Origin of the sequence: Streptomyces sp. KMM 9044 (assembly GCF_024701375.2) — a bacterium.
GTDB lineage: Bacteria > Actinomycetota > Actinomycetes > Streptomycetales > Streptomycetaceae > Streptomyces.
Map to the genome: position 1 here is coordinate 3393430 of NZ_CP113910.1, position 17659 is coordinate 3411088.

Annotated in this window: 14 protein-coding genes; 7 read left to right on the forward strand and 7 right to left on the reverse strand. The window is 71.0% G+C overall.

Going from position 1 to position 17659, the window contains the following annotated elements:
* Positions 1–336 precede the first annotated feature (336 nt).
* Entirely contained in the window at positions 337–1161 is an 825-nt protein-coding gene (locus tag HUV60_RS15195) for an oxidoreductase (protein WP_257850743.1), read from the reverse strand.
* 94 nt (positions 1162–1255) lie between these two features.
* Positions 1256–2527, reverse strand: a complete 1272-nt coding sequence (locus HUV60_RS15200) for a hypothetical protein (protein ID WP_257850742.1) — start codon at positions 2525–2527, stop codon at positions 1256–1258.
* 334 nt (positions 2528–2861) lie between these two features.
* On the opposite strand from HUV60_RS15200, the gene HUV60_RS15205 reads away from it, so the two are divergent.
* The 6 genes from HUV60_RS15205 (at position 2862) to HUV60_RS15230 (ending at position 11372) form a co-directional block, all read left to right on the forward strand.
* On the forward strand, positions 2862–5387 hold the full coding sequence (locus tag HUV60_RS15205; protein ID WP_257850741.1) for a SulP family inorganic anion transporter: 2526 nt from the start codon (positions 2862–2864) through the stop codon (positions 5385–5387).
* A 216-nt stretch (positions 5388–5603) separates the two neighbouring features.
* Complete coding sequence (gene acs, locus HUV60_RS15210) at positions 5604–7559, forward strand: acetate--CoA ligase (RefSeq protein ID WP_257850740.1); 1956 nt, start codon at positions 5604–5606, stop codon at positions 7557–7559.
* Positions 7560–7873: 314 nt separating this feature from the next.
* A complete protein-coding gene (gene nhaA / locus HUV60_RS15215) occupies positions 7874–9310 on the forward strand; it encodes a Na+/H+ antiporter NhaA (RefSeq protein WP_257850739.1) in 1437 nt (478 codons plus the stop codon).
* Positions 9311–9536: 226 nt separating this feature from the next.
* A complete protein-coding gene (locus tag HUV60_RS15220; protein WP_257850738.1) occupies positions 9537–10025 on the forward strand; it encodes a phage holin family protein in 489 nt (162 codons plus the stop codon).
* Positions 10022–10972, forward strand: coding sequence for an alpha/beta fold hydrolase (locus tag HUV60_RS15225; protein WP_257850737.1), 951 nt, complete (start codon positions 10022–10024; stop codon positions 10970–10972). The genes HUV60_RS15220 and HUV60_RS15225 overlap by 4 nt, the downstream gene beginning before the upstream one ends.
* A gap of 211 nt (positions 10973–11183) precedes the next feature.
* Entirely contained in the window at positions 11184–11372 is a 189-nt protein-coding gene (locus HUV60_RS15230; protein WP_257850736.1) for a hypothetical protein, read from the forward strand.
* A gap of 63 nt (positions 11373–11435) precedes the next feature.
* On the opposite strand, the gene HUV60_RS15235 is transcribed toward HUV60_RS15230, so the two are convergent.
* The 3 genes from HUV60_RS15235 to nth form a co-directional block, all read right to left on the reverse strand.
* Positions 11436–12635: a MarP family serine protease gene (locus tag HUV60_RS15235; protein ID WP_257850735.1), complete on the reverse strand. Its 1200-nt coding sequence runs from the start codon at positions 12633–12635 to the stop codon at positions 11436–11438.
* Between the two features lie 117 nt (positions 12636–12752).
* On the reverse strand, positions 12753–13415 hold the full coding sequence (locus HUV60_RS15240; protein WP_257850734.1) for an NUDIX hydrolase: 663 nt from the start codon (positions 13413–13415) through the stop codon (positions 12753–12755).
* Positions 13416–13573: 158 nt separating this feature from the next.
* Positions 13574–14398 (reverse strand): endonuclease III, encoded by an 825-nt coding sequence (gene nth, locus HUV60_RS15245; protein WP_257850733.1) that lies wholly within the window; start codon positions 14396–14398, stop codon positions 13574–13576.
* A 493-nt stretch (positions 14399–14891) separates the two neighbouring features.
* Here nth and HUV60_RS15250 point away from each other — a divergent pair, with 493 nt between their 5' ends.
* Positions 14892–15566, forward strand: a complete 675-nt coding sequence (locus HUV60_RS15250; RefSeq protein ID WP_042163713.1) for a Crp/Fnr family transcriptional regulator — start codon at positions 14892–14894, stop codon at positions 15564–15566.
* A gap of 280 nt (positions 15567–15846) precedes the next feature.
* Here the strand turns inward: HUV60_RS15250 and HUV60_RS15255 are convergent, their stop codons facing one another.
* A complete protein-coding gene (locus tag HUV60_RS15255) occupies positions 15847–16677 on the reverse strand; it encodes an MBL fold metallo-hydrolase (RefSeq protein ID WP_257850732.1) in 831 nt (276 codons plus the stop codon).
* Positions 16674–17630, reverse strand: coding sequence for an NUDIX hydrolase (locus HUV60_RS15260; RefSeq protein ID WP_257850731.1), 957 nt, complete (start codon positions 17628–17630; stop codon positions 16674–16676). The genes HUV60_RS15255 and HUV60_RS15260 overlap by 4 nt, the downstream gene beginning before the upstream one ends.
* Positions 17631–17659: the final 29 nt, after the last annotated feature.

Consider the following 17659-nt stretch of genomic DNA (forward strand, 5'->3'; position numbering starts at 1 on the left):
CGCGCCTCGAACCCAAAGGCAAAGAAGCGGGTCCCCCACTTCCGCTTGCTTGGAACCTGGAGTACAAAGGACTTAACGGCCCGCGAGACCAAGGACATCCGAGAGGATCACCTTCACCACGCATCTGGCCCCACGGACCGAGCATGGCCACAGGGCACCCACGCGACGTCGACCCGTCGATTACGGGCCAGCCGCACCAGGGACGGGCAGAGTTCCCGACCTGATGGGCACATATCGAGGACGCCTGGTAACCAGGTGGACATGCCAGCGGCGGTACGAGAATTCGTACCGCCGCATTTCTGCGCAGGCCTCCGCGCCCGGGCCCCCGGGCGCGCGTTACGCCGCCCCGCGCTGCAGCGCCTCGCACACTGCCATGGACTCGCGCGCCCCCAGCTCGACCGCCCGTCCGCAGTGGGCGATCCAGGCGGCAACGCCCTCGGAGGTGCCGGAGACATAGCCCTCCAACGCCGTCAGGTAAGCGTCCCGGCCCAGTTCGGCGTGGCCGACCTCGGCCGGGCAGACCGACTTCGGGTCCAGTCCGCTGCCCACCAGCACGATGCGCTCGGCCGTACGCGCGAGAAGGCCGTTGTGGGAGGTGAAGGGGCGCAGCGCGAGCAGTTCGCCGTGTACGACGGCGGCCGTGACCAGCGCCGGGGCGGGGCCGCCCGCAATGATCAGCTCGGCCAGGCCCTCCAGCCGGCCGTGCGCCTCCACCGCGCCGGGCAGCGGAAGCCCGATCAAGGCCTCGTCGACCCGCTCACCGTCCTTCCGGGGCCGTCCGACCTGGTCGGCGTGGTCCGCTGCCGCCACCAGGTGCAGCCGGGCGAGCACCCTCAGCGGCGACTGCCGCCAGACGGTCAGCAACTGGCCCGCCTCGGCGGACAGCCGCAGCGCGGCGCCCATCGTGCGTGCCTCGTCGTCGGTGCCGAAGTCGCTGCGCCGACGCACCTCCTCCAGCGCCCAGTCCGCGCCGGACACCGCGGCCGAGCCGCGGGCGCCGCGCAGTGCCGCCTCGGAAGTGATCTCGTTGCTGCGTCGCCGCATGACCCGGTGCCCGTAGACGCGGTCCACGGCCTTGCGTACGGATTCCACGGATTCGGCCACACCGGGCAGCGAGCCCAGAGCCGCGAGCGGATCGGCGGTCGCCCCTGTCGTACTCATGAGTACGACATTACGCACCTCCGGCGCCCGCCCCTCCGAAGAGTGGCCTTCTTCACGCCGGATCGACGCCCGCGGCCACGGCGGAGGCCGCCGTTCACCCCTTCGCCGCGGGCGCCCCGGGAACGCCCTTGGGAGCCGGGGCGGGACCGGCGGACAGGAAGGACTTCCAGCCCCGCTTCGGGGCCTCGCCCACATTCAGGGTGCGCAGCTTCTCCAGGGTCCGCGGGGCCTGGGCGTCCAGCCAGTCCGCGAGCTGCCGGAAGGAGACGCAGCGCACCTCCGGCTTGGTGCACACCGCCTCGACGGTCTCCTCGACGGCGCGCATGTAGGTGCCGCCGTTCCAGGACTCGAAGTGGTTGCCGATGATCAGAGGCGCCCGGTTGCCGTCATAGGCCCGCTGGAAGCCCGCGATGAGGCCGTCCCGCATCTGGTCGCCCCACAGTTCGTGCTTCGCGGGGTCGCCCTGGGTGGTGGTGCCGGACTGGTTGACCATGAAGTTGTAGTCCATGGTGAGCTGCTCGAAGGAGTGCCCGGGGAACGGGACGAGCTGCAGCGACAGATCCCACAGACCCCGCTTCTTCTTCGGCCACACCTGATTGTTGACGCCGCTGGTGTCGTAACGGAAGCCCAGCTCACTCGCGGCCCTCGTGAAGTTCTCCTGGCCCTCCAGGCAGGGGGTGCGGGCGCCGATGAGCTCCTTGTCGTAGTCGAAGGGCAGGGGGGCCGCGTTCTTCATGCCGGTGTGTGTCTTCCAGGACTTCACGAACTCCTTGGCCTGGGCGATCTCGTCCTTCCACTCCTCCACCGACCACTCGCCGACCCCGCCGTCGGCACCGCAGAAGTGGCCGTTGAAGTGGGTGCCGATCTCGTTGCCCTCCAGCCACGCGAGGCGCAGCTGCTCCGCGGTGGCTGCGATGCCCTCCGCATCGTTGAAGCCGATGTCCGAACGGCCCGGCGAGTGCTGCGGCGGGCGGTACAGGTCACGCTTCTCCTCCGGGAGCATGTACACGCCACTCAGGAAGTACGTCATGGTCGTGTCGTTCTCCTTGGCGACCTCGCGGAAGTGCGAGAAGAGCTTCTGGCTGTCCTCACCCGCGCCGTCCCACGAGAAGACGACGAACTGCGGGGGCCTCTCGCCCGGCTTCAGCCGCTCGGGCCCGGTCAGGTGCGGCTGCTGCCCGGTGTACGCGGTGGAGCCGTCGCCGATCAGACGGACCACCTTTTCCGGTGCGGGCGCCGGCTCCGCCTTCTTCGGGCCGTGCGATTCCTTCCCGGAGTCCTCGGCGCCGGTTCCGCAGCCGGCGAGCGAGACGGCGCAGACCGCGGTGATCACGGCGCCCACGGCGATCCTTCGGGTGGCGGCCATGTCCGCCCACCTTCTTCCTTCTCTCGGGCCAACCCTGGCGGGGGCGATGTCTGGTGCTGTGCCGACCCGGGCCGGCAGCGCCGCCAAAGTCGCACGCAACCGAGAAGGAATTAGTACGACAAGCCGATGGAATGCCCACTTCACCCGCGCGAATGATTAATTGCCCCATTTGCCGGGAAAACCTATGCCCGCCCTTTACTCTGAATTACAATTCGTTTACTGATAGTTGGGATCCCCTCGTTCCGACGCCGTGCCCCCGGCCGCGTCCATCCCCGCCGTCGAGCGGGTCACCACCCCTTTCCGTGACCGCGCAGCCCCGGAGGAGACGGGAAGCATGCCAGCCTGTGTTCCCACCCACACCGCCGATCCGAACCGGCCCGAACGCGCTCATCCGCCGCACAGTCCGCCACCGGTCCGGCCACCCCACCCCCGCCGCCTGCGCATCGCGGGCGCCGATCTGTCGGCCGCCGTGGCGGTCTTCCTGATCGCCCTGCCCCTGTCGCTCGGCATCGCCCTCGCCACCGGCGCGCCGCTCCAGGCCGGCCTGGTGGCCGCGGCCGTGGGCGGGATCGTCGCCGGCCGGATCGGCGGCTCCCCGCTCCAGGTCAGCGGTCCGGCCGCCGGACTCACCGTCGTCACCGCCGACCTCATCCAGCAGTACGGGTGGCGGACGACCTGTGCCATCACCGTCCTCGCCGGACTCGCCCAGATCGGCCTGGGCTTCCTGCGGGTGGCACGCGGCGCGCTCGCCGTCAGCCCCGCGATCGTGCACGGCATGCTCGCCGGCATCGGCGTCACCATCGCCGTCGCCCAGGTGCACATCGTCCTCGGCGGCACCCCGCAGAGCTCCGTCCCCGACAATCTCCGGGCGCTGCCCGCCCAGTTGGCGAACGTGGACCCCGCGGCTGTCGCAGTGAGCGTGCTCACCCTCGCCCTGCTCCTGCTGTGGCCGAGACTGCCCGGACAGGCCGGACGCCTTCTGCGCAGGGTCCCCGCCGCTCTCGTCGCCGTCACAGGGGCCACCGCGACGGCCGCAGCGGCCGGACTCGTCCTGGCCGAGGTCGACCTGCCGTCCTGGCGCAGCCACGCACTGGCCGGGCTCCCCGAAGGGCCCGTGCTCGGGCTCGTCGCCGCCGTGCTCACCACCACGCTGGTGTGCAGCGTGCAGTCACTGCTGGGCGCGGTCGCCGTGGACAAACTGGTGTCCCGTCGCCCCGGTCCGGGCCATGTCCCACGCTCCGACCTGGACCGCGAACTGCTCGGCCAGGGCACCGCGAACATCGCCTCCGGCTGCCTCGGCGGCCTGCCCGTGGCCGGGGTGGCCGTGCGCAGTTCCGCGAACGTGCACGCGGGCGCCGTGAGCCGGAACTCCACGATGCTGCACGGCGTTCTCGTAGTGGTCGCCGCGCTGCTGATGGTTCCCCTCCTGGAGCTCATCCCGCTGGCCTCGCTCGCCGCCCTGGTGATGGCCGTCGGCATCCAGATGGTGTCCCTGCACCACATTCGCACGGTGACCCGCCACCGTGAAGCCCTGGTCTACGCCGTGACCGCCGTCGGCGTGGTCTTCGCGGGAGTTCTGGAGGGCGTGACCCTGGGGGTCGCCGTCGCCGTGGGCGTGGCCCTGCACCGCCTCACTCGGACCCGGATCACGCATGAGGAGAAGGACGGAGTCCATCACGTACATGTCCGAGGGCAGTTGACGTTCCTCGCGGTGCCCAGACTCAGCCGGGCCCTGCATCTCGTGCCCCAGGGGGCCACCGGTGTCGTGGCGTTGGACGGCTCGTTCATGGACCACGCGGCGTACGAGGCCCTGCACGACTGGCAGAACACACACACCGCCCGGGGCGGAGCGGTGGAGATCACCGGCCGTCGGCCCGGAGTGGGCGTGCGGATCGCCGAGCCCGCGACGCTCGTCTCTTCCCCCGCGGCGGACGAGACCGGCATGCCGTCCAGCGCCGGATGCCGCTGCCGGCCCTGGACCGCCTGGCGCAACCACCAGTGCGAGCCAGCGCTCTCCGCACCGGACGACGACCTGCGCGACCACGACAGCCGTGACACCGGAGACGCCGGCGACGGACAGGACGGTCCCGGCGGGCGCCCGAACCCGTCGGGCACGGGCACGGGCGTGAGCACGGGGTCGGACACCGGCACCGGCAGCCTGTTGGGTGCCAACGGCCCGGAGACGTCCCGGACCGGGACCGACCTGGTGCGCGGGCTCAGCACGTTCCAGCGGAACACCGCTCCTCTGGTGCGCGGTGAGCTGGCCCGGCTGGCGCGCGAGGGACAGCGGCCGACTCAGTTGTTCCTCGCCTGCGCCGACTCCCGGCTGGTCACCTCGATGATCACCTCCAGCGGTCCGGGCGACCTGTTCGTGGTCCGCAATGTCGGCAACCTCGTGCCGCCGCCCGGCGAGGAGAGCGGTGACGACTCGGTGGCGGCCGCCCTCGAGTACGCCGTGGAGGTGCTGGAGGTGCGGTCCATCGCGGTGTGCGGGCATTCGGGCTGCGGTGCGATGCAGGCACTGCTCGACCCCCAGCCGGACGGCGCCCTCACTCCGCTGAGACGGTGGCTGCGGCACGGGCTGCCGAGCCTGGAGCGCGTGCGGGACAGGAGTGGGCCCCAGGTTCGGCTGGCCGGGCGGGCACCGGCGGACACCGCCGAGCAGCTCTGCCTGGCCAACGTCGTCCAGCAGCTGGAGCACCTGCGCGCCCACGAATCGGTGGCCCGCGCCCTGAAGGACGGGCTCCTGACGCTCCATGGCCTCTATTTCCACGTGGGTGAGGCACGGGCGTATCTCCTCAGCGAGGCGGCCGGAGAGCGGGTGTTCGACCGGGTCCGGGCCAAGGATCCTACGCAGTGAAGGACCGGCGACCGGACTCCGAAGACATATGAGGCAGTGCCGAGGCTGAACCGCACCTCACCGGTCTCCGTGGATAGGGGTGGCCCCTGGCCGTGGAAGCCGGCGGTAGACCCCTAAAGGTCTAAACCACTTTGCCGTCGACCCTTGTCAGCGCACCCCTGGTTCTGATGAGCTGTGGCCTGGGACACAACGGACACTCCGGGAAAGGCAGATGCCGTGAGCAACGAAAGCCTGGCCAACCTGCTCAAGGAAGAACGCAGGTTCGCACCCCCCGTCGACCTGGCCGCACACGCCAACGTCACCGCGGAGGCGTACGAACAGGCCAAGGCTGACAGGCTCGGCTTCTGGGCCGAGCAGGCCCGCCGGCTGACCTGGGCCAAGGAGCCCACCGAAACCCTCGACTGGTCGAACCCTCCGTTCGCCAAGTGGTTCAAGGACGGCGAACTCAACGTCGCCTACAACTGCGTGGACCGCCATGTCGAGGCCGGGAACGGCGACCGCGTCGCCATCCACTTCGAGGGCGAGCCCGGCGACGGCCGCGCGATCACCTACGCCCAGCTCAAGGACGAGGTCTCCCAGGCCGCCAACGCCCTGCTGGAGCTGGGTGTACGGAAGGGCGACCGGGTCGCCGTCTACCTGCCGATGATCCCCGAGGCCGCGATCGCGATGCTGGCCTGTGCCCGTATCGGCGCCGCGCACTCCGTCGTCTTCGGCGGCTTCTCGGCGGACGCGCTCGCGACCCGTATCCAGGACGCCGACGCCAAGGTCGTCATCACCGCCGACGGCGGCTACCGGCGCGGCAAGCCGTCCGCGCTCAAGCCCGCCGTGGACGAGGCGGCCGGCCGCGTCGACAACGTGCAGCACGTCCTCGTCGTCCGCCGTACCGGCCAGGACGTCGCCTGGACCGAGGGCCGCGACGTGTGGTGGCACGACCTGGTGGGGCGCCAGTCCACCGAGCACACCCCCGAGGCGTTCGAGGCCGAGCACCCGCTGTTCATCCTCTACACCTCCGGCACCACGGGTAAGCCGAAGGGCATCCTGCACACCTCCGGTGGCTACCTCACCCAGACGGCTTACACTCACTGGTCGGTCTTCGACCTCAAGCCGGAGACGGACGTGTTCTGGTGCACGGCCGACGTCGGCTGGGTGACCGGGCACTCGTACATCGTCTACGGACCGCTCGCCAACGGCGCGACCCAGGTCATGTACGAGGGCACGCCCGACACCCCGCACCAGGGCCGCTTCTGGGAGGTCGTGCAGAAGTACGGCGTGACGATCCTCTACACGGCGCCGACCGCGATCCGGACGTTCATGAAGTGGGGCGACGACATCCCCGCGAAGTTCGACCTGTCCTCGCTGCGGGTCCTCGGCTCCGTCGGCGAGCCGATCAACCCCGAGGCCTGGATCTGGTACCGGAAGAACATCGGCGCGGACCGCACCCCCGTGGTGGACACCTGGTGGCAGACCGAGACAGGCGGAATCATGATCTCGCCGTTGCCGGGCGTGACCACCGCCAAGCCGGGCTCCGCCCAGACCCCGCTGCCCGGCATCGCCGCGACCGTCGTCGACGACGAGGCGAACGAGGTACCGAACGGCGGCGGTGGCTACCTGGTCCTCACCGAGCCGTGGCCGTCGATGCTGCGCACCATCTGGGGCGACGACCAGCGCTTCCTCGACACGTACTGGTCCCGCTTCGAGGGCAAGTACTTCGCCGGTGACGGCGCCAAGAAAGACGACGACGGCGACATCTGGCTGCTCGGCCGGGTCGACGACGTGATGCTGGTCTCCGGGCACAACATCTCCACCACCGAGGTGGAGTCGGCGCTCGTCTCCCACCCGTCGGTCGCCGAGGCGGCCGTGGTCGGCGCGACCGACGAGACGACCGGGCAGGCCATCGTCGCCTTCGTGATCCTGCGCGGCACGGCCTCCGAGACCGAGGGCCTGGTCGCCGAGCTGCGCGCGCACGTGGGTTCAGCGCTGGGCCCGATCGCCAAGCCCCAGCGGATCCTGCCGGTGAACGAGCTGCCGAAGACCCGTTCCGGCAAGATCATGCGCCGCCTGCTGCGGGACGTCGCCGAAAACCGTGAGCTCGGGGACGTGACGACGCTGACCGACGCCACGGTCATGAATCTGATCCAGGCGAAGCTGCCCCGGTCGTCCAGCGAGGACTGACACCGGGGCGGGTCCCCCTCGGGCCCGTCGGTCACGGCCCGCCCGCCCTCGGGCCACGGAGGCACCCGGCACCGCGCGCCGGGCACCGCGCGCCAGGTGCCGCGCGCCAGGTGCCGCGCGCCGGGTGCCGCGCGCCTTCGTGACATCCGTGACATCCGTCACCGAAAGCTGTCGGTGCAGCGCCCAAGCACGTTGGTTAGAGTGACCATGAAAGGTGGCCACAACAGGCCACCCGAGCAAACGCTGTCTCATGGAGCGCCGGGAAGTCTGGTCGGCACGCGATTCGTGCTACCCGTCTACCAGAGGATCACCCTGTGCCCACACCCCGCACCCCCACCCCACGCAAGGCCTTCGGCCACCTCTCCCTGCCCGAGCGGAACTACGTCACGGACGCGCTGCGCACCGAGACCGTCGGCGGTGTGCTGCTGCTCGTCGCCGCGGTCACCGCGCTGATATGGGCGAACGTACCCGCCCTGCAGGACAGCTACGAGAGTGTCAGCGACTTCCACTTCGGGCCCGCAGCCCTCGGCCTGGACCTGTCCGTCTCGCACTGGGCCGCCGACGGACTGCTCGCGATCTTTTTCTTCGTGGCCGGAATCGAGCTCAAACGCGAACTCGTCGCCGGTGATCTGCGCGACCCCCGGGCCGCCGCGCTCCCTGTGGTCGCCGCCTTGTGCGGCATGGCCGTACCGGCCCTCGTCTACACGTTCACCAGCGGCATCGGCGGTGGTTCGCTGGCCGGCTGGGCCGTGCCCACCGCCACCGACATCGCTTTCGCGCTCGCCGTGCTCGCCGTCATCGGCACGTCCCTGCCGAGCGCGCTGCGCGCCTTCCTGCTGACCCTCGCGGTCGTCGACGACCTCTTCGCGATCCTGATCATCGCGGTCTTCTTCACCAGCGACCTCGACTTCCTCGCGCTCGCCGGTGCCGTGGTGGGCCTGGCCGCCTTCTGGCTGCTGCTGCGCAAGGGCATACGCGGCTGGTACGTGTACGTGCCGCTCGCCCTGGTCATCTGGGGCCTGATGTACAACAGCGGGATCCACGCCACCATCGCCGGTGTCGCGATGGGCCTGATGCTGCGCTGCCACCGTCACGAGGACGAGAAGCAGTCCCCCGGCGAGCACATAGAACACCTGGTCCGACCTCTCTCCTCGGGCCTCGCGGTTCCACTGTTCGCCCTGTTCAGCGCGGGGGTGACGGTCTCCGGCGGCGCACTCGGGGAGGTGTTCACCACGCCCGAGACGCTCGGTGTGGTCCTCGGCCTCGTCGTCGGCAAGACGCTCGGCATCTTCGGCGGCACGTGGCTGACCACCCGCTTCACCAGGGCCTCGCTCAGCGACGACCTCGCCTGGGCGGACATCCTGGCGGTGTCGGCCCTCGCCGGAATCGGGTTCACCGTCTCCCTGCTCATCGGCGAGCTCGCTTTCGAGGGCGACGCCTTGATGTCGGACAGCGTCAAGGCCTCCGTACTGGTCGGTTCGCTGGTCGCGACAGTCGTCGCGACCGTGCTGCTGAAGATCCAGAACGCCAAGTACCGCAAGCTGACCGAGGACGAGGAACGCGACGACGACCTCAGCGGCGTCCCGGACATCTACGAGGAGGACGACCCGGCGTACCACCTGCGCATGGCGGGGATATACGAGAACAAGGCCGCCGAGCACCGGCGGATCGCGCGGGAGAAGGCCGAGGGGCACGAGGGGCTTGCCGACGTACCGGGCGGGGCAGGCGAGGAGCACGACGGTCCGGCATGATCTGACGGGACAGTACACAGTCAGGACGGTCGAAGGCCCCCGCCGGACGCCCGCAGCCACCCCAGCACCCGCGCTCGCCGCACCCGCAGTCCTCGCAACGGCCACCACCACAGGACACACCCGGTCGGGCGCGGGTGCTGGGGCGGGTGGGGGCCGTCAGGCGGCAGACTGAGCCTTACTCAGAGGTACGCAGAGGCACGCAGGACGAAAGAAGAGGGAGACCGCGATGAGCGCACCCGACGGCAGCCCGGTCGGCGCCGAACGCAGCATCGGCCAGTTGTTCGCCTCGGCGACGGAGAACATGTCCGCGCTGGTGCACGACGAGATCGCGCTGGCGAAGGCACAGCTCAAACGAGATGTACAGCGGGGCGCGACGAGCGGCGGGCTGTTCACCCTGGCCGGCCTCGTGCTGCTCTTCTCCCTGCCGATGCTGAGCTTCGCCCTGGCCTACGGCATCCGTACCTGGAGCGACTGGAACCTCGCCGTCTGCTTCCTGCTGTCCTTCGCGGCGAACGTACTGCTCGCGTTCCTCCTCGCCCTGATCGGGGTGGTCTTCGCGAAGAAGGCCAAGAAGGGCCGCGGCCCGCGGAAGGTCGCCGCCTCGATGAAGGAGACGGCGGTCGTGCTGCAGAAGGCCAAGCCGCACCCGCGTCCCGAACTCCCCAAGGACCGGGTCCCCGAGGCGATCGAAGCTGTGGCACGCTCATCCTCATGACGGATCCCGCCACTCCTTCGGCGCACCCCCTCTCAGCCGTACGCCTCGTCATCCCGGGCGGTGCCGAGGTGACCCACCGGGACGTCGCCGCCAACGGCGCGCGCTTCCACATCGCCGAGCTCGGCGACGGGCCGCTGGTGCTGCTGTTGCACGGCTTCCCGCAGTTCTGGTGGACCTGGCGGCACCAGCTGACGGCGCTGGCCGACGCCGGGTTCCGCGCGGTCGCCATGGACCTGCGGGGCGTCGGCGGCAGCGACCGCACACCGCGCGGTTACGACCCGGCCAACCTCGCGCTGGACGTCACCGGTGTGATCCGTTCCCTCGGCGAGCCGGACGCCGCGCTGGTCGGGCACGACCTGGGCGGGTACCTGGCCTGGACGGCGGCGGCGATGCGCCCCAAGCTCGTACGGCGGCTCGCGGTGTCGTCCATGCCGCATCCGCGGCGCTGGCGGGCGGCCATGATCGCCGACGTGCGGCAGTCGTCCGCCATGTCGCACATCTGGGGTTTCCAGCGGCCCTGGATCCCGGAGCGGCAGCTCACCGCCGACGAGGGGGCGCTGGTGGCCGAGCTGATCCAGGACTGGTCCGGGCCCCGCCCGCCAGAGGAAAAGGCACTGGAGAACTACCGGCGAGCCATGTGCATCCCCTCCACCGCGCACTGCTCGATCGAGCCGTACCGCTGGATGGTGCGGTCTCTGGCCCGGCCGGACGGCATCCAGTTCAACCGCCGGATGAAGCGGCCGGTGCGGGTGCCGACACTGCACCTGCACGGCTCGCTCGACCCCGTGGTGGGCGCCCGCAACGCCGCCGGGTCCGGGGAGTACGTCGAAGCGCCGTACCGCTGGCGGCTGTTCGACGGGCTCGGGCACTTCCCGCACGAGGAGGATCCGGCCGCGTTCTCCTCCGAGCTGATCAACTGGCTGAAGGACCCGGAACCCGACCGCTGACAACCGGCCGAGCGGCGGCTTCCGGTACCTCCTCCACCCTCCGTTCCGCCCTTCCCGGCCTTTCTCGGTACTGCCCCGCCCCCTTCCGGTATGCAGATCCGATCACCGAAACTGAACACCTTTCCTATGAACGGCCATTTGCCTGGCGCATAGGCCAATTGGCTCTCCGCGAGGCGGTTATGGACCATGTGGTGGGGGCAGGGGTCGGAGTATGGGCTGGACGCACGATCACAGTGACGCAGGCCGCAACCGCCGTGCGGCGGGCGGCAGGGGACCCCACCAGCAAGGCGGTGCACCGCAGATGGCAGGTACGGATCTCCGGGTCGGGATTCCGCGTATCCTCCGCCGCCGGGCGCGCTGGGTCTCGGTACGACTGCGCCACCATCACCCTCGCGGCTGACGGAAGGCGTACGGCCGAACATACCGTCGGCCGTACGCCCGTCCGCGGCAGCCCTCCCGCCGCTCAGAGAGCGCAGCTGTCGCTGTCCACCTGCTGGGTCGCGGAACGGCCCTTGACGATGTCCTCCTGGATCTCGTCCACGGTGAGCGCGTACCCCGTCTCGGCGTCGTCCAGGGACTTGGCGAACACCACGCCGGAGACCTGGCCCCCGGGAGTCAGCAGCGGGCCGCCGGAGTTGCCCTGACGGACCGTCGCGTACAGGGAGTAGACGTCACGGCGGACGGTGCCCCGGTGGTAGATGTCCGGGCCGTTGGCCGTGATGCGCCCGCGCAGCCGCGCGGACCGGACGTCGTACGCGCCGTTCTCCGGGAAGCCGGCGACGATCGCGCTGTCGCCGCTGCTCGCGTCCTCGGTGGCGAACCGTAGCGCGGGCGCCTCCAGGTCCGGGACGTCGAGGACCGCGATGTCGCGTTTCCAGTCGTAGAGGACGACCGTCGCGTCGTACTTCCTGCCCTCGCCGCCTATCTGCACGGTCGGCTCGTCGACGCCGCCCACGACATGCGCGTTGGTCATCACGCGGCGCTCGGAGAACACGAAGCCGGTGCCTTCGAGGACCTTGCCGCACTGCGGGGCGGTGCCCATGACCTTGACGATGGACCGCTGCGCCCGCCCGGCCACGGGGCTGCCGGCCAGGGCGGGGTCGGGGGGCTGGACGTCGGTGATCGGCTCGTTCGCGAACGGGCTGAAGACCTGGGGGAAACCGTTCTGCGCGAGGACGGAGGAGAAGTCGGCGAACCAGGTGTCGGCCCGGTCGGGCAGCGCCCGGGAGACACCGGTCAGCACCTTGGACTGTCGGACCTTCTTGCCGAGCGTCGGCAGGGTCGTGCCCGCGAGGGCGGAGCCGATCAGCCAGGCGACCAGGAGCATCGCGACGACGTTGACCAGGGCACCGCCGGTGGCGTCGAGCGCGCGGGCCGGGGACCAGGTGATGTGACGGCGCAGCTTGTTGCCGAGGTGTGTGGTCAGGGCCTGGCCCACGGAGGCGCAGACTATGACGACGACGACCGCGACGACAGCGGCGGCCGTGCCGACCTCCGCGTTGTGCGTCATCAGGTCCCAGATGACGGGGAGGATGTAGACGGCGACGAGACCGCCGCCCAGGAACCCGATCACCGACAGGATGCCGACGACGAACCCCTGGCGGTAGCCGACGACCGCGAACCACACGGCGGCGACCAGCAACAGGATGTCCAGCACGTTCACCGCGTTCTGCCTCGCCTCGTCATTCCGGTCGTCCTTACCGGGCCGGAGCCCGGGGGGATACGGCGTGAACCGCCGTCGTCACGAGCCCCCGTACCGCACGGCACCGCGCCCACCCTGTCATGACCGCCGGTCCAGCGGGACCTGCCTCTCCCGGTCCCAGGGGCGCTCCCACCCCGTGTAATGGAGCAGCCGGTCGATGATCCCGGCCGTGAAACCCCACACCACGGCCGATTCGACCAGGAATGCCGGACCCCGGTGGCCGCTGGGATGGACCGTGGTCGTCCGGTTGTCGGGATTGGTGAGATCCGCCACGGGAACGGTGAAGACGCGCGCGGTCTCGTTCGGATCGACGACACCGACCGGGCTGGGGTTCCGCCACCAGCCCAGGACCGGCGTGACGACGAAGTCGCTGACGGGGATGTAGAGCTTCGGCAGGACTCCGAAGAGCTGGACGCCGTCGGGATCGAGCCCCGTCTCCTCCTCGGCCTCACGCAGCGCGGCCCACAGCGGACCGTCGGCCAGCGGGTCGCCGTCCTCGGGGTCGAGGGTGCCGCCGGGGAAGGCCGGCTGTCCGGCATGCAAGCGCAGCGCGGCCGACCGCTCCATGAGCAGCAACTCCGGGCCCCGCTCGCCGTCGCCGAACAGGACGAGGACGGCGGCCTGGCGGCCCGCGCCGTCCGCCGGGGGCAGGAAGCGGCTCAGGTCGTCCGGCGCGACCGTCTTCGCGACCCGGACCACGGGGTCCAGCCAGGAGGGCAGACCCTCCGTGCTGAGCGTCATCCGGCCACCCCGGGGATCGGTCACCCACGTCATCGCCACCCCTGCCGTCCTCGCCCCACCGCTCCCCCTGCTCCGTTCAACGCCCGCCAGTGCCTGGATCGTTCCACCGACGCCCGCCGTGTATGCCCCCGTCATGCGGCCCGTGCGACCCCTGCGGTTCATCCGGCGCCCAGCGGCGGGGCCGGCCGGCCGCCCGCGTCGAGGTAGGCCTGCGGAGGGTTCAGGCGCTGGCCCGGGAGGCCGCCCTTCTCGTACTTCAGCAGCTTCTGCGCCTTGTCCGGGTCGGTCTCGCCCTCGCCGTACGCCGGGCAGAGCGGGGCGATGGGGCAGGCGCCGCACGCGGGTTTACGGGCGTGACAGATGCGGCGGCCGTGCCAGATCACGTGGTGCGAGAGGTCGGTCCAGTCGCTCTTCGGGAAGAGCGCGCCGACAGCCGCCTCGATCTTGTCGGGGTCGGTCTCCCCGGTCCACTTCCAGCGTCGCACCAGACGCTGGAAATGCGTGTCCACGGTGATGCCGGGCCGGCCGAAGGCATTGCCGAGCACGACGAAGGCCGTCTTGCGGCCCACACCGGGAAGCTTGACGAGATCCTCGAGCCGGCCCGGCACCTCGCCGCCGAAATCCTCCGCCAGCGCCTTCGAAAGGCCTATCACCGACTTGGTCTTGGCCCGGAAGAAGCCGGTGGGACGCAGGATCTCCTCCACCTCCTCCGGGTTGGCGGCGGCCAGGTCCTCGGGGGTGGGGTACTTCGCGAAGAGGGCGGGGGTCGTCTGGTTGACGCGCAGGTCGGTGGTCTGGGCCGACAGGACCGTGGCGACCACGAGCTGGAAGGGGTTCTCGAAGTCCAGCTCGGGGTGGGCGTACGGGAACACCTCGGCGAGCTCCCGGTTGATCCGCCGGGCGCGGCGGACGAGGGCGAGGCGCGACTCCGCCTCGGGCGGCTTGGCCGCCCTGCCCGTGGCCGCGGGCTTCGCAGGCCTCACCGGCTTGGCCGAATCCGTCGGCTTCGCCCCGGTCGCCTTGCTCGCACCCGCGCTTGAGGCCGTGTCCGAGGTGTTGTTCGAGCTGCCGTTCGAGATCGAGGGCGACCTCGGATCCGAGGTCGCCCTCCCGGTCGCACTCGCGGTCGATTTCTTCTTCACCGGCGCCTTCTTTGTCGGTTTCGCCGTTTCCCTGCCGCCATCCGAGCCCTGTTCGCCCACGGCGGAATCCCGGTGCGCCGCCACCCGAACAGCCCCTCGGGCCTGCTCTCCCACCGGCGATTTGGACACCCGGCCAGCCTACGGCTCGGCACCGACATCCGCCCCGACCCCTGAGGACCGGCCCCCAATTGGACCCCTGCCGCTTACCCCGGCAGGCCTGTGCGGCATCCTTGTGACAGATCACACTGTTTGGACTGTCCGGCAAACTGGGCACTTCGGTCCCCTGGTACGCGGGGATCAGGATCCCCTGAGCAGGTCGACAAGGAGAGAACACGTGGACGACGTTCTGCGGCGGAACCCGCTCTTCGCGGCGCTCGACGACGAGCAGGCCGCGGAGCTTCGCGCCTCGCTGAGCGAGGTGACCCTCGCACGGGGCGACTCCCTGTTCCACGAGGGCGACCCCGGAGACCGGCTCTACGTGGTCACCGAGGGCAAGGTCAAGCTCCACCGCACCTCCCCCGACGGCCGCGAGAACATGCTGGCCGTCGTCGGGCCCAGCGAGCTCATCGGTGAGCTGTCACTCTTCGACCCGGGCCCGCGCACCGCGACCGCCACAGCCCTGACCGAGGTCAAACTGCTCGCCCTCGGCCACGGAGATCTCCAGCCCTGGCTGAACGCCCGCCCCGAGGTCGCCACCGCGCTGCTGCGGGCCGTCGCGCGCAGGCTGCGCAAGACCAACGACGCCATGTCGGACCTCGTCTTCTCCGACGTTCCGGGCCGGGTCGCCCGTGCCCTGCTGGACCTCTCCCGCCGCTTCGGCGTGCAGTCCGAGGAGGGCATCCACGTCGTCCACGACCTCACGCAGGAGGAGCTGGCCCAGCTGGTCGGCGCGTCCCGCGAGACGGTCAACAAGGCCCTGGCGGACTTCGCCCAGCGCGGCTGGCTCCGCCTGGAGGCCCGCGCGGTGATCCTCCTGGACGTCGAACGCCTTGCGAAGCGGTCCCGCTGACCCGATCCCGCTGACCTGACCCGGCCCTCCGGGGCCACTGACCCCGGGGACCAGAGCTGCAGGCCCCAGGGTTCCCGGGGCCTGCCCGGCCCTACCTGCCCGGCCCCAGGTCCTGTCCGGAGTTTCCCGTCGTCGCCCGAAGGGCGGCCCTGCTGCGTCTGGTGCGGTGCCTCGGTGTGCGGCCGGACCGCCCTCGTACCGGACGTACCCGGGTGATCCGGCCGTGCGGCCAGGTGCCGTGCCGGACCCCGCACGGCAGACGGGACACTCCGGACAGGGCCTAGATGAGCCCGTGTTCCCGCAGGTACTCCAGCTGCGCGCGGACCGACAGCTCCGCGGCCGGCCACAGGGAGCGGTCCACGTCGGCGTAGACGTGGGCGACGACCTCGGACGGGCTGTGGTGGCCGTTCTCCACGGCCGTCTCCACCTGGGCCAGGCGGTGCGCGCGGTGCGCCAGGTAGTACTCGACGGCCCCCTGGGCGTCCTCCAGTACGGGGCCGTGGCCCGGCAGGACCGTGTGGACGCCGTCGTCGACCGTGAGCGAGCGCAGGCGGCGCAGCGTGTCCAGATAGTCGCCGAGGCGGCCGTCGGGGTGGGCCACGACGGTCGTACCGCGCCCCAGGACCGTGTCACCGGTGAGGACGGCCCCGTCGGCCGGCAGGTGGAAGGCCAGCGAGTCGGCGGTGTGACCGGGGGCGGGGACGATCCGCAGTTCCAGGCCGTCCACGGTGACCACGTCCCCGCCGGACAGTCCCTCGTCCCCCAGGCGCAGCTCCGGGTCCAGTGCCCGTACGTTCGTACCGGTCAGCTCGGCGAAGCGGGCGGCGCCCTCGGAATGGTCCGGGTGACCGTGCGTCAGCAGGGTGAGGGCGACGCGCTTTCCGGCCCGCTCGGCGCTGTCGACGACGCTGCGCAGATGCCCCTCTTCCAGCGGGCCCGGGTCGATCACGACCGCCCGCGCGGAACCGGGTTCCGACAGAATCCAGGTGTTGGTGCCGTCCAGGGTCATCGCCGAGGCGTTCGGCGCCAGGACGTTGACCGCCCGCGCGGTGGCGGGTCCGGAGAGGACCCCTCCGCGCGGTTGGCCGGGAAGGGCTGCCGCATCCGTCATGCGGGGGCTCCACCGTGGGGGTTGTGCTGAGTGTGCCGGGTGGGCTGGGCATGCTGCGGGACGTGCCGGGTGAACTCGTCGTGCCCCGGCCAGGACAGCACGACCTCGCCCTCCTCCAGCCGCGCGGTGGCCAGCACCGGCGTGAGGTCACGCGCGGGTGCCGCCTCGAGCGCCTGTGCCGCCGTCGTGTACGCCGTCAGCTGGCGCAGGGTCGCGATGGTCGGCGGCATCATCAGCAGCTCGCCCCGGTCGTACGCGGCGGCTGCCTCGCCCGGGGCGATCCACACCGTACGGTCGGCCTCCGTGGAGGCGTTCCGGGTGCGCTGTCCCTCGGGAAGGGCGGCGACGAAGAACCAGGTGTCGTAGCGGCGGGGCTCGAACTCCGGGGTGATCCACCGCGTCCACCCGCCGAGCAGGTCCGAGCGCAGGACCAGTCCCCGGCGGTCGAGGAACTCCGCGAAGGACATCTCCCGCGCGACGAGGGCCGCGCGATCCGCCTCCCAGTCCGGGCCCGTGGTGTCGCCGACCACGGAGTCGGGCGTCGGGCCCGCAAGCAGCACGCCGGCCTCCTCGTACGTCTCGCGCACCGCGGCGCAGACGACCGCCTGGGCCGCCGTTTCGCCGGCGCCGAGTCGGTCCGCCCACCACGCACGCGTGGGGCCCGCCCAGCGGACGCGGAGATCGTCGTCGCGCGGGTCGACCCCACCGCCGGGATAGGCGTACGCACCTCCGGCGAAGGCCATGGAGGTGCGTCGGCGCAGCATGTGGACGACGTAGCCGTCGCCGGTGTCCTTCAGGAGCATGACGGTGGCCGCGCGCTTCGGTGCGACCGGGACGAGGGTCCCGTCCGCGAGCGCGCGGATACGCTCCGGCCATTCCGGCGGATACCACTGCCCGCCGGTTCGAACACCCGGCCGGCCCCCGGCCTGCCCATCAGCCTGCGCATTCGCCATGGCCGGAGGCTATCTCTCGACGGGCCGAT

Coding starts and splice junctions, on each gene's coding strand:
- HUV60_RS15255 (WP_257850732.1), bottom strand. CDS start 16,677: ATGACGGATGCGGCAGCCCTTCCCGGCCAACCGCGCGGAGGGGTCCTC.
- HUV60_RS15195 (WP_257850743.1), bottom strand. CDS start 1,161: ATGAGTACGACAGGGGCGACCGCCGATCCGCTCGCGGCTCTGGGCTCG.
- HUV60_RS15240 (WP_257850734.1), bottom strand. CDS start 13,415: ATGACGCTCAGCACGGAGGGTCTGCCCTCCTGGCTGGACCCCGTGGTC.
- HUV60_RS15225 (WP_257850737.1), top strand. CDS start 10,022: ATGACGGATCCCGCCACTCCTTCGGCGCACCCCCTCTCAGCCGTACGC.
- HUV60_RS15200 (WP_257850742.1), bottom strand. CDS start 2,527: ATGGCCGCCACCCGAAGGATCGCCGTGGGCGCCGTGATCACCGCGGTC.
- HUV60_RS15230 (WP_257850736.1), top strand. CDS start 11,184: ATGGGCTGGACGCACGATCACAGTGACGCAGGCCGCAACCGCCGTGCG.
- HUV60_RS15260 (WP_257850731.1), bottom strand. CDS start 17,630: ATGGCGAATGCGCAGGCTGATGGGCAGGCCGGGGGCCGGCCGGGTGTT.
- HUV60_RS15205 (WP_257850741.1), top strand. CDS start 2,862: ATGCCAGCCTGTGTTCCCACCCACACCGCCGATCCGAACCGGCCCGAA.
- HUV60_RS15220 (WP_257850738.1), top strand. CDS start 9,537: ATGAGCGCACCCGACGGCAGCCCGGTCGGCGCCGAACGCAGCATCGGC.